8 protein-coding genes are annotated in these 12,958 nt (G+C 43.7%); 3 read left to right on the forward strand and 5 right to left on the reverse strand.

Translation table 11 applies throughout. The features are described from left to right. Positions 1–87 precede the first annotated feature (87 nt). The 3 genes from AC37HE_RS02720 to AC37HE_RS02730 all read right to left on the reverse strand — a co-directional run bounded on the left by AC37HE_RS02720 (position 88) and on the right by AC37HE_RS02730 (position 4,967). Positions 88–2,181 (reverse strand): ATP-binding protein, encoded by a 2,094-nt coding sequence (locus AC37HE_RS02720; protein WP_500781242.1) that lies wholly within the window; start codon positions 2,179–2,181, stop codon positions 88–90. Positions 2,182–2,400: 219 nt separating this feature from the next. Beyond that, on the reverse strand, positions 2,401–2,748 hold the full coding sequence (locus AC37HE_RS02725; protein WP_500781243.1) for a hypothetical protein: 348 nt from the start codon (positions 2,746–2,748) through the stop codon (positions 2,401–2,403). A gap of 131 nt (positions 2,749–2,879) precedes the next feature. After that, positions 2,880–4,967 (reverse strand): tetratricopeptide repeat-containing sensor histidine kinase, encoded by a 2,088-nt coding sequence (locus AC37HE_RS02730; protein ID WP_500781244.1) that lies wholly within the window; start codon positions 4,965–4,967, stop codon positions 2,880–2,882. 730 nt (positions 4,968–5,697) lie between these two features. Here AC37HE_RS02730 and AC37HE_RS02735 point away from each other — a divergent pair. Then, positions 5,698–6,312 (forward strand): hypothetical protein, encoded by a 615-nt coding sequence (locus tag AC37HE_RS02735; protein WP_500781245.1) that lies wholly within the window; start codon positions 5,698–5,700, stop codon positions 6,310–6,312. A gap of 79 nt (positions 6,313–6,391) precedes the next feature. Here AC37HE_RS02735 and AC37HE_RS02740 read toward each other — a convergent pair whose 3' ends face one another. Further along, positions 6,392–7,384: a lipid A deacylase gene (locus AC37HE_RS02740; protein ID WP_500781246.1), complete on the reverse strand. Its 993-nt coding sequence runs from the start codon at positions 7,382–7,384 to the stop codon at positions 6,392–6,394. A gap of 29 nt (positions 7,385–7,413) precedes the next feature. Beyond that, the gene (locus AC37HE_RS02745; protein ID WP_500781247.1) at positions 7,414–8,229 is read right to left on the reverse strand and encodes a hypothetical protein; all 816 of its coding nucleotides are present in this window, start codon (positions 8,227–8,229) and stop codon (positions 7,414–7,416) included. A 162-nt stretch (positions 8,230–8,391) separates the two neighbouring features. Between AC37HE_RS02745 and AC37HE_RS02750 the strand changes: the two genes are divergently transcribed. Next, entirely contained in the window at positions 8,392–10,446 is a 2,055-nt protein-coding gene (locus tag AC37HE_RS02750; protein WP_500781248.1) for an acetate--CoA ligase family protein, read from the forward strand. 85 nt (positions 10,447–10,531) lie between these two features. Then, the gene (locus tag AC37HE_RS02755; RefSeq protein WP_500781249.1) at positions 10,532–12,736 is read left to right on the forward strand and encodes a patatin-like phospholipase family protein; all 2,205 of its coding nucleotides are present in this window, start codon (positions 10,532–10,534) and stop codon (positions 12,734–12,736) included. The last annotated feature ends 222 nt before the right edge of the window (positions 12,737–12,958 follow it).

Here is a 12,958-nt window from a genome sequence, read left to right on the forward strand (position 1 = left end):
AGGCGGCAAGTCATCTACATCATACGGCAACTCGTGTACACGAGGCGGCAATGCATTGGAGGGGTGCGCTGTTGGTTTGGTTCCGGATTAGCTGACAGTTTGTTGCACTTTTGCTGCGGTCAGTTTCTTCAGTTCATCTGAATACATGGGCAGCGTAAAGCTGAAGGTAGAACCAAGGCCTTCGGTGCTGTTTACTTCAATCGTGCCATGCAGGATCTCACAGAATTCTTTGCAGACCGACAAGCCCAGCCCGCTGCTTTTTTCACCATCGGTACCGTAGCGCACATCTTCTTTGTTGAGGCTGAACAGTCGCTTCTGCTTTTCGGGGCTGATGCCGAGGCCTGTGTCGCTGACCGAAATGCGGGCTTTGGTTCCGTTACAGGCATAGTTGATGCTTACTTTTCCGTTTTTGGGGGTAAACTTCAGCGCATTGTTTAGCAGGTTGCGGCAGATGGTGCGTACCATGTCGCGGTCGGACCACAGCAGGCAATCGGCAGCATCAGTTAGCTCCAGTGTCACTCCTTTTCTTCCGGCAACGGGGAGATACAACTCGTAGCATTCATCTAAAACCTCGTTCAGGTTAATTCGTTGCAACAGGGGAGTCATTTCACCCGACTGGCTTTGTGCCCAATGGAGCAGGTTGTCGGTTAGCTCGAGTACCTGTTCGTTTTTGCGATCCAGATCCTTGGCCAGCTTCTTAATACCGTCGTAATTATCGGCGTTGAGGTAAAAATGAATGAGCTGCACAAAGTTGGAAACCGATACCAGGGGGCTGCGCAGGTCGTGGGCAATAATGCTGAATAGCTTGTTCTGCGTATTCACAGACTTTTGCAGTTGCGCATTCTGGTCGGTAATATGCTCTTTCTGCTCGAAAATAAGTTTACTCTGCCGTTGGAGCATAGCACTCACCTTGCGGTAGTAAAACATGAAATAAACCACTACGGCAATCACGAGTAACAGGAATCCCATGCCCAGTCCCATAAATTGCTGGTTTTTTCTATCCAGCAATAACTCGTCTGCTTTCAGTTGGTTTTCCTTTCCCAATAAGGCAATTTCGGCATTCTTCTTATCGGTTTCGTATTTCTTTTCAAGTTCCAGCAGTTGATCGGCCAAATTGGCTTGGTAGAGGCTGTCTTTTAATGTGCTCCAATTTGTTTGGTAGGCTAGTGCTTTGTCATAGTAAGTTACTTTTTTGGTACGGAAGGCTAGCTCCTGGTAACTCATGAATAGATTCTTCAGATTGCCTTGTATCGACTTCGGGTTATCTATTTTCTTTGCAATTTCTAAGGCTGTAAGATAGAATTTGTTGGCATTTTCAAAGTTCCCCTGATCATACTGGATGGCCCCCAAAACCCGGTAGCAACGTTCAATATATAATTGGTTTTTAATTTCCTGGTATGCTTCAAGAGCTTCGGTGATATAATCCGAAGCTTCCTTGTATTTTTTCTGTCTGTAGGCTAGCGCACCCATATTGTAGGTTAACTGTGCCAGCTGGTCAGGTTCATTTAATTGAATACATTCCGAGTATGCTTTTCGGTAATACGCTTCGGTTTTTGCGTAATCTTTCTGACTTGCATAAACATTGCCGATGTTCATGAAGATCAGGTATTTTTGCTTGGTGTCGAGTTGAAAAAAGAAATCGTGCTCGAGAATTCGGTAATAGATCAGAGCACTGTCATAATCTTTCATCTTTCGATGGGCTTGTCCCAGTGTGTTTAGAATATCAAAGCGGAGATTGAAGGGGGTTGATACAGCTAGCAATTCCTGCGCTTTCACTAAGTTCGCAATTGCTGATTTGAAATCGTAGTTTGTCTGTTGGATGCTTGCTATTTGCGTCAGTGCTTTGATTTGTTGGATGGTGTCAGCTTTGTTTTTAGCCTCATTTATGAGTTGGTTTAACACGAACAGGGCACTGTCCTTTTGACCAAGTTTACTCAGTATCTTACATTCTTCGTAACGTGAATCCCAGACTAATTGCGCTAAGTTGGCTTTCGCGGCTTCCACCTGGATCTCCCTGCGTAACAACAGGGCGCTATCCAACTGGCTGTCACCAATCGTTTCAACCTGCTTCAGTAACTGATTTATGATGTTATTCTCAGCTTCCTTTGATTCCTGTGCTGATCCAAGATTGGGAAAAAGTACAAAAAGCAGGATAATAATTAACCGTGAATTCCGGAACATAATTTATTCGGGATTTGGTGTTTAACAAGGCATGAAGATACAAAAACAATTTAAGTTCGATTTATCTGAATTTAAGGAGAGATTATGCGGCCATTCGAGTTTAAAAAAAGGGATCCTTAAGATTCCCTTTTTTAGGCTTTCACCCGAACTCAACCAGTTCAATGGTTGAAACTGGATGAAGTCATAGTGTTCTGTTTTCGGACTTGAAAAAACAGTCGATTAATTACTGCCGTCGCCAAAATCAATGTCTGTTTCAATAGGGACAGGATCCTTTAGCTCTGTTGCTGTGTTTGTTTGCTGCACTACGCATTTAACAGTTCCATAGCTGCTGGCTGAAGCGGCAATTTCCACCGATGTAAATAGTACATTCAGTTCCGGACCGCACATCAGCTGGATATCGCTTGAAACACTGATGATAACACCCCAGTAGGTTTTTCCGCTTTTCGTGATTTCCTGTTGCTCGATGCTAACGATGTTTTGGGTTTTGGGACATTGGAAAACGGCATCGAGTGTGTAGTTACCGCTACTGCCCTTTGTTAAGGCGAGGTAAGGTTTGTAAGTCTTCATAAATAATTAATTTGATAATTAGTAGGCTTAAAGGTAATTCATAATTAACAGGATGAAAATGAAATACCGGTTAATTCATATGAATTATTGGTAAATAGGAAAGGGGGCAGCTGTACGCTTACTTGTTTGTATTAGCTGATTTTTTCGCTTAGCTCGCTCAAACTGCCATGTTCCTTTAATTCACCTGAATATAAGGGCATTGTAAAGGTGAAGGTACTTCCGGAACCTTCGGAACTTTCAACCTGAATATCTCCATGCATGATACGACAAAATTCAAAGCATACGGAGAGCCCTAAACCACTACTCTTTTCGCCATCGGTTCCCTGTTGTACATCTCTTTTTTCCGGTTTGAAAAGGCGTGTCAGTTTGTCCTGGCTGATACCAATGCCGGTGTCAGTTACCGAAATCCGGGCTTGTTTTTTATTGCAGCAATGGCTGACGGTTACCGCTCCATTACGCGGGGTGAATTTCAGTGCATTATTAATGAGGTTTCTGCAAATGGTTCGCAGCATATCCCGGTCGGCCCAAAGTAAACAATGGTCGCGCTGTTCTATCTTTAATGTGATAGCCTTGTTTTCAGCCACCGGGGAGTATAGTTCATAACACTCATCCAGGATCTCGTTCAGGTTAACGCGTTCGTTTTGAACTTTCATCCCGTCCGACTGGCTACGTGCCCATTTTAACAGGTTGTCGGTTAGATCAAGAACCTGCTGGTTTTTGCGATCCATATCTGATGCCATTCGTTGGATGGAGTCGTACTTGCCATCGCGCAAATAGAAATTGAGCAGTTGCACGAAGTTTGAAACGGAAACCAGCGGGCTGCGAAGGTCGTGAGCAATGATGCTGAAAAGTTTGTCGCGCGTATGCATCGCCTTTTGTAGTTGGGTGTTTTGGCTTTCGATCTGTTCTTTTTGATTGAAGATGAGTCGGCTTTGTTCTTGTAATTGCAGGTTGAATCGTCGGTAATGAATAACGAAATAGGTGATGATGATGGTAATCAACAGCAGGGTGCCGATGACAACCCACATGTTACGTCGTTGTTGCTGCTCAATGACCAGTTCTTCTGCTTTCAACTGATTTTCTTTCCCCAGCAGTTCAATCTGTGCATTCTTCTTGGCGGTTTCGTATTTCTTTTCCTTTTCCAGTAGTTGATCGGCCAGGTTCGTCTTGTACATGCTATCCCGTAAGTCCGAAAATTTCTGCTGATAGGCTACTGCATCTTTGTACTTACTAATGTTATTATCTTGCTCAGCCTGCTTTAGTGAGCTTAAATAGAGATTTTTGTAGTTCGATTTGAGTGCTTCCAAGCTATTGATGTCTTTACTGATCCGAAGAGCATTCAGGTAATACTTTTCAGCCAGTGCATAATTCCCTTGCATGTACTGGATGGCTCCCAATAACCGTGAGCATAGTTCGATATGTTTCGGGTCACCAAGCTTATTGTAATGTTCTAAGGCCTTTTGGGTGTATTGGTTTGCTTTGCTTAACTGGCGTTGATGGAAATAAAGATTCCCCAGGTTGTAAACAATCAGTGCTTCGTTATTCGGATCATCGATTGTTTGAATTTCCCGGTATGCTTTATTGTAGTATTCTTCCGTTTTGGCATAATTCAGCTGTTGCAGGTATACATTGCCCGTGTTCAGATAAACCAGGAATTTTTGAGCGGTATTTAATTGATAGAAAAAGTCGTTTTCCAGTAAGCCGTAATACTTCAGCGCATTTTGGTAGTCTTTTAGCTTTCGGTGTGTTTGTCCGAGTGTATTCAGAATTTTAAACCGCAGGTCGAACTTGGTTGAGTTGGTCAACAGCTTCTGTGCTTCCAGTAAATAATCGATGGCTTGTTCCAGGTTCCAGTTGCCGGAATAATTGTCGGCCAAATTATCTAATGTAATAATTTGCTGGGCCGTATCTTTTAGTTCCTTGGTTTGCTGAAGAACATTGTTGAGAATTAAAATTGCGCTATCCCGATAGCCTAGCTTCTCAAGTAAGGAGGCTTCGTGCGTTGAGGCATCCCAATATAGTTGTGGAATGTTTGCATCTATGGCTATGGCTACAGCTTTTCGGTTTAAATAGAGAGCACTATCCAGGTTGATGTCTGTCATTCGAATAACCTGCTGCATCATATTTTTGAATAAGGTCGAGTCGCTCTGTTGAGCCCCGCAAACAGTTGCCGGTAAACTCAAAATGATTGTTATGAGTGCACGAATACGTCTAGACATGATGAATCAGGTTGTCAGTTGTCGAAGATACCAAAAAGTTCGCTGATGCAATAACTCAATAGGCGGAAGTGAGCACTTTTGATGATCATATTACTAGCCGGATTTTAAGACCAGAAAAAACCAGCATGATTCGGAGGGAATCACCAATAGGAGTGAAGTGGATGAAAACAAGAGAAGGCCGTTGAAAACGTTGAAGACAATTGAAGGCAATCGAATCAATACTTTCACAGAAAAAAGGAACTCCTCAGGAATCCCTTTTTTCTTGGTCAATTTCCTTGTGGAGTATCTACTCCATCATCAGATCCATCGGAGCTACCGGTATCAGGTGTATCTCCGCCACCATCGTTAGGCGCCAAACCAGGAAACTTAATGTACTTAATCATTTTGTTTCAGTTTAAATTGTTCGTACTAAGGTTAATTATACACTTGTAGAATGTGTCTTGTTTTCTTCTTGTCTGTTTAATCAAACTGTATAAACATACAAAAATTTAATTAAACAGAGTTGTTGCAGGAATAGAAAACACTAAAATAATTTTATTATACAGAGTTGAGTTTTCCAGTTCGTAAGTGAGTTTTACTATGTTGTTAATCAGGATGGAATTAAGAATGGCAACATTTGATGTCTGTTTGCGTTTTAATTAGCAGTATTTTGAAATGCTAACGATTTTGGGAAGATAGGAGATGGAAGGTATTTACTTGTTCCGTATGCTATTTTTTTAATTCAATAGATATGAAAAGCTATTCTAAGTATTTGTTTGTCGTTTTATGTGTTTTGGCAACTTCGTGCCTTGTTCTTTCTTATCACCCGTTATACACGAAAGACGATTTGTTTGCAAACGATCTCATGTTGGGGCGATGGATCGATCAGGATAGTATGATTTGGTACTTCTCCTTTGCAGAGAAGGGCTCTGTGACCCGGAAAACTGTTGATAGTACTGCCTACTTTGTAAAGTTACAACCCAAAGGGCAGGAAGTGATTGCAAACACTTATTTCAACGTACACCTAATCAAGCTGGAGGGAACTTATTTTCTGGACTTCTATCTTGAAGAGTACAGGGAAGGCGAAAGTTCCGGTTCGGATCTGTTCGATATTCACCTGATTCCGGTACATAGTTTTGCACGTTTGGATTTGAATAAGGGAAATGCTGAGATTCGGTGGCTGGATCCGAAATGGATGGAAGATCAATTTGAAAAAGGGACACTGGATTTGAAGCATGAAGAAGAAGATGGCGATTATCTCTTGACAGCTTCGCCAATCGAGTTGCAAGATTTTGTGATTCAGTACCGGAATGATTCGCTGGCCTTTAGTGATGATAATTGCTTTCGGCTGAAGCTGATGGAGTAAGCTATTCCTGACAAAAAAAAAGAGCTGACTGTTTGGTTGCAGTCAGCTCTTTTTTCGATCTGAAAAGATTGCATGTTGGTTAATTGGTATTTCCAAAGCGGTATATCAGCGACAATTGCTGTTGTTGATCCAAAGTACTGCCATCAATCAGGTGGAAGGACAGGTTAAAATTACCCTGCAGTTGCTTATGCTGTAAGAATTTCCAGATAATATCGGTTCTCACATAACTATCCTGGGCATAATAAGGATCGCCGTTCATCATGTGCTGACCGTTGCCAAAGCTAAAAGTTGACCGCAGGGCAAAGCGTTTTCCTTCGCCATAAAGTTGCCCGGTCAGGCTGGTGCCGGTGGTATAACTATCGTCAACGCCACGCTCGCGAATGGCCGACTCCATGACTCCCATTTTTAAGTAGGCTTTCTGAAGTCCGGTCATTTTTGCAAAATTATAGCCGAGGTAAAGCGTTGCTCCCATGTTGTCGGTAATGTGCTCATCCGGATTTTCAGCAGCCGTTAAAGCGTGGTGGAACAAGATCAGGTAATTCTGAAAATAGAAATTCCCGAAGCGCATTTCCCCGGATGCACCTGCCATAAACGTTTCGCGACGAGTCATGGTTTGGCGTCCGGTCCAGTCTATAAAACCGCCTTGATGTCCCCAGCTCCAACGGTGTTTACCGTATAAACCCTCAATGTTGGGGCGGTAATACAAAAAGGTATCGGTTATCATTGCTAAGGGGAAGTCCAGCAGCTCCAGTCGGGGGAATGATCCAAAGAAAAACTCATCTTTACCGTCATCGTATTGGTAATAGGCGATTAAATCGGGTTTCACGCCGTCAGCTTCAGCACCGAATTCAAAGAAGTGGCTAATTCCAAACCGAAAGTGGTGGAGGCTGTCAATGGTGGTACCCAGCTCAACAGAAGTTCGTTCGCCCAGGATTGTTTGCGGAAAGTTGTATTCATGGGTAAACTCCCGGTTGTCACCGATGCCTTGAAACAAAACTTTGTATTCCAGTTTTTGAGCCTGTCCGGTAAAAGCAATCAGCAGAAGAAAGGATAGGAAATAGAGTTTTTTCATCACTTGGGTCTTATTCAATTTTTATTTCATTAATCGCATAAAATGTACATGTCGCGCTTGGGGTTGATACACATAACCGGTGTTTCTCCGGCTTGTCCAACGAGCTTGGTTTCGGGTAAGCCGATAATTAAATCGATCAAACTTACCTGCTGGCTGGCCGGAATTATTAACAGGTTATTCTCGTTGTCCTTACATTGTTTTAATGCCTCAAAAGGAAGACCGAAACTTCCTTTTTGTGCCGATTCAAAGTTGACCTCAAGCTCTAGTTTGTAGAGTAGCTGTTCGATAAACTTCCGGTTTTTTTTGACCATGATTGCATTATCCTTATTCCTTTCACGGGCGCAAAATACATTGATCTCCGACTGGTTAAACCGGCCAAAATAGGATGCCCACAGCGAGGTGTCTTTCATCACCTTGCGGTAATCAACCGGAAGTATAAGGCGATCGTAGCGTAAGGATTGCGGAGAGCTGCCTTTCACGAACAAAAAAGGAATCTGACTTTGCTGCAGGGCGCGAATTTTGGGTTTCAGACTATCTGAGGTCAGTACCATCATGATGCCGTCATAATCTTCAGCAATGCGGGTGATGTTTTGTTCCAGGTTGCCTTTCAGCGTAAGGCTTGAAATGGTGACCGAAGGAAAGTCTTCTTTCATTCGGCGAATAATGAGCCCTAGTCCACGCTGTGCATCGAGCTTGGTTTCCTTTTTCCCATATCCGTAGGGGTGAAAGAGGCAAAGCTCTTTCTTAAAAATCTGACTGATCCGTAATCCGTGAACGATCGCATCATTCATCGTCTCGGAAAAGTCGCAGTAAACCATGATTCGTTGTTCTGAATTTCTACTCATAGCGCCTCAAAACTATCTATTTTTTCCTAGATGTACCGGCTTTCTCGAATTAAATAAGAAATAAGTTGGCCTGTCATTCTGCTTGTTTTATAAGCGTGACCAATATCATCCGATAAAGCATTCGCGTTTTGTATATTTGATAAAAACCAACAGTAGTCAAGCATGCTAAACCAAGCGCTAATTCATCCTGCATCCATTGTGGTGGTCGGAGCTTCAGCAAATCCGGCTAAACCGGGAGGACATTTGCTTCAAAATCTGCTTCAAAATCAGTTTAAAGGAAAGTTGTATGTTGTAAATCCCCATGGTGGAGTTGTACAAGGTATTGAAGCGAAGGAGTCGGTTAATGAATTGCCGGAGGTAGATCTGGCTATCCTGGCGATTCCGGCTTCGGCTTGTGTGGATGCTATTCGGCTTTTGGCAGAGGAGAAAGGTACCAAAGCATTTATTGTTGTTTCGGCTGGTTTTGGAGAGAGCGGCGAGGCCGGAAAAAGATTGGAAAAGGAGCTGGGAGATTTGATGCGCAAACACAAGGCTTGTTTGATTGGCCCGAACTGCATTGGTGTTATCAGCCCTTTTTACGCGGGAGTCTTTACCAGTCCTGTTCCGCAGCTCGATCCAATGGGTATTGATTTTGTTTCCGGTTCAGGGGCGACTGCTGTTTTTATTATGGAGGCAGGGATGAAGAAAGGATTGCGCTTTGCATCTGTCTACTCAGTGGGTAATTCGGCGCAGGTTGGTGTAGAGGAGGTTTTGCAGTATTGGGATGAAAATTTTAACGAAGATAGCTCCCGGGTGAAATTGCTGTATCTGGAGAGTATTCATGATCCGCAAAAACTGCTGAAACATGCTCGCTCGCTTAGCCTGAAAGGTTGCCGGATTGCTGCGGTCAAAGCCGGAACGGGGGAAACGGGCCGTCGGGCGGCACAGTCACATACCGGGGCTATGGCATCTCCGGATATTGCTGTTGATGCTTTGTTTCGGAAGGCGGGAATCATTCGTTGTTTTGGACGAGAGGAATTGACGACCGTTGGTGGATTATTGCTTTTGCCGGAAATGAATAGACCTAATTTAGCAATTGTTACGCACGCCGGCGGACCTGCAGTTATGCTGACGGATTGCCTGGAAAAAGGCGGGATCCGGGTACCTCAGTTTCCTGACTCGCCCGTTAAAGAGGAATTAAAGTTGAAGCTTTACCCGGGAGCATCGGTTGAAAACCCCATCGATTTTTTGGCTACAGGTACTGCCGAGCAATTAGGGGAGATTATTGCTTGTTGCGAAGCTGACTTTCCGGAAGTAGATGCCATGGCTGTGATATTCGGAAGCCCGGGCTTGGTCCCGGTGAATGATGTGTACCGGTTGCTTGGCGAAAAGATGAAGCAGGGTACAAAGCCGATCTTTCCGGTTTTGCCATCGGTTGTCAATGCCGATGAAGCAATCAGCGAGTTTATCCATGCCGGGAACATTGCGTTTACCGATGAGGTGGAGTTCGGGCAGGCGCTTGTTAAGCTCAAAGACAAACCGGTACCGGTTGTTGAGGAGATGGAGAAAATAGATTCACCGGAAATACGAACATTCGTTTCTGATTTGTCGGATGGCTTTTTAGCACCAGCTGATGCATATCAATTGGTAAAGTTGGCCGGCTTACCTGCCATCGGGCAAATTCAGGTTGACAAGGATGATGAAGCATCCGAAGCAGCCACTCAGCTGGGCTTTCCAATAGCAATGAAAGTTGTCGGTCCACTGCATAAAAGTGATGTTGGAGGCGTTTCATTGAATGTGAGCACGCCTGACCAGGTTTTGGTTGAGTTTCGAAGGCTGATGGCTATTCCCGGAACAAAAGCTGTACTACTGAGCCCGATGGTGAGTGGGTTGGAGCTGTATGTGGGGGCGAAGTACGAACCGGGTTTTGGGCACCTTATTTTTTGCGGGATGGGCGGTGTGTGGCTCGAAATAATGAAAGATGTGCAGCTAGCTCTTGCTCCGGTGGGCAAAGACGAAGCCATACAGATGATTTCGAAACTGAAAGCTTACCCCTTGTTGCAGGGTTATCGAGGGCAAGCGGGAATAAATGTGGCGTGTTTTGCCGAAATGATTTCGAAAGTTTCGGCTTTGTTAGGTGTAGTCCCCGAAATTTCAGAATTGGATTTCAATCCGATTTTGGCTGAAGAGAACCAGTTTATACCTGTTGATATTCGTATTTGTCTGAATAAAAAATAAGATATCTGTTAACTTTTCGTTGTTGCTCCTTTCGATGTTGGGTCTTCTGTTTTTTTGTTTTAAATTGAGTGCAGAAACAATTCTTATGAAAACAAATAGCCGACTCTCGTCAATCCTTTTCATTCTAATCTTTCTGATCCCCTCTGTTAGCAGGGCACAGGTTCAGGAGGCGGAAGTACCCGATCGGCCCAAGGTTGGGGTGGTGTTGAGTGGTGGTGGTGCCAAAGGCTTTATGCATATTGGCGTACTGAAGGTGCTGGAAGAAGAGGGTATCCCGGTTGATATCATTGTTGGTACCAGTATTGGTAGTTTGATTGGCGGGTTTTATGCGATTGGTTATACGGCTGATGATTTGGAGAGAATTGTCCAGAGTCAAAAATGGGATGAGTTGCTCTCTAACGATGTTTCGCGCTTGTATTTGTCGCCGAATGATCAGGCACTCAAACAGCGGTATTTATTTTCTCTTCCGTTTAATAAAGAGAATAAACTGACTTTGCCGATTGGTGCTATTCGGGCCCAGAATGTTCTGAATCTGTTTTGTGGCTTAACGGCGAATGTGCCTGTCGATACTGACTTTTCGAAGTTCCCGATCAAGTATGCCTGTATAGCTGCCAACATCGAAAATGGTAACGAAGAAATATTGAATCATGGATTTTTACCCACAGCCATGTATGCCAGTATGGCTATTCCCGGTGTCTTCATGCCAGGAGAACGTGATGGTAAACTACTTGTAGATGGTGGTGTTGTGAATAATTTCCCGGTTGATGTGGCTAAACAAATGGGAGCCGATATCATTATCGGTGTGGATATTCGTGCCGATTATTTCGACAAGACCGACATTAAATCGCTGGGCGAGATTTTGCTGAATCTGATCAATTTTTACAGTAAGGAAAAAGATAAAGCTAACCGTGATTTTTGTGATGTCATCATCAAACCGGATGGTTCGGGCTACACGGGCGGTAGTTTCTCGCAGGAAGCAGCCGATACACTCATTCAGCGAGGTGTTGATGCAGCTTCTGCTTTGAGGCCAAAGTTGCGTGCGCTTAAAGAAAAATATCATTTGGAACCGCGAACTATTTCGAAAAAATATACCCAAATACAAAATTGGCATATCACGGATATTACGCTCGACTGTGATGATAATCTGAATAAAGAATTCTTGCTGAAAACCCTGAGACTAGAGAAAGGGGAAACTTACAGCTATCCGGATATTAAGGCAGGAATTGATCGGATTTACGGAACCGGTGGTTTTCGAAATGTGCACTTCGACTTAACAGATAATGATACCGGAAAAACCTTAAACGTTCATTTGCTTCCACAAGAAGAACGCTCACAAAATATCGGTTTCCGGGTGAACACAACTGAGGCAGCAGCCTTGCTCCTGAATGTAACCTGGAAGAACTATTCCCGCACCTTTAGCATGGTTTCCATAAGTACTGAGCTTTCGGCAAACCCGGGACTTGATCTGTTAGCTGAAACAAACTGGCATGCTTTTCCCGATCTGGGATTTGAGATGAAGGGTAAATTTCAGAATTTCAACATTTATGACGACGGAGAAAAGGTGTACGATGCCGGGCTTTTTTACACTTCGGGGCGAATGTATCTGGAGCAACGCTACCGTACCTTCCGTACCGGCGCTTCTTTTCAGCAGGAGTATTTTGATGGTGATGTTTTCTCCAACGATGGTTCACAAACACTTTCTGATGAAACCTCTTTTCTGCTAAGTGGCGCTTCCTTTTATGTTTCCTTTGATAATATGGATCATTATTATTTTCCACGAAAGGGAACCAGGTTGTATGCTGAGTTTACCTATAACACAGATCTTAAAAATGAAAGAAAGCACTCGCCCTACCTGCTGTTTAATATGGAGAATGTTTTCCCCGTCAGTCCGAAGGTGGCCTTTCTGGTTAATGTGTATGGGCGAGGAATCTTAAACGATGGCTACCCGGAGATTAAATCAACCTTAATTGGAGGAGAGCCTTATTCCCGCTATTTCAATTATCACTTGCCGTTTACAGGCATGAGTCCGGTAATGATTGGTGAACGCTTTACGGGTATTGGTTTGATTGGATTGCGCTTTAAGTTGTCGTCCTCGCAATATTTATCGCTGGTGTTCAACAGCCTTCAACAAGGGCGCCAATTCGATGAAATTGTTCCGGATTTGGCCGTTTATGGCGGTGGAGTAAAGTATAGCTTGAAAACTTTTGCCGGTCCTTTGGATATTACTGTTGGCTCGTCCGATTTTGCCAAAAAACCGACTTTTGCTGCCAACCTGGGCTTGTGGTTCTAGCGTCAAATCAATTTGGATTATTAGATTGATGGATTGAAGAGCTGCAAGAGGTTTCAAATTCCAGGATTTAAATTCCAAATTTCAAAAGGGCGCTGGCAGAAAGCTTGATCAGTCGCAGTTTTCAGTCTCAGTAGGCAGTAACCCGCAACTTGAAACTCAAAACTTGAAACTTTTGGGATTAACGATTGGGTGAGGAGCTGCAAGAACCCAGTTATCAGTCTC

The organism is Mangrovibacterium sp., assembly GCF_059905295.1.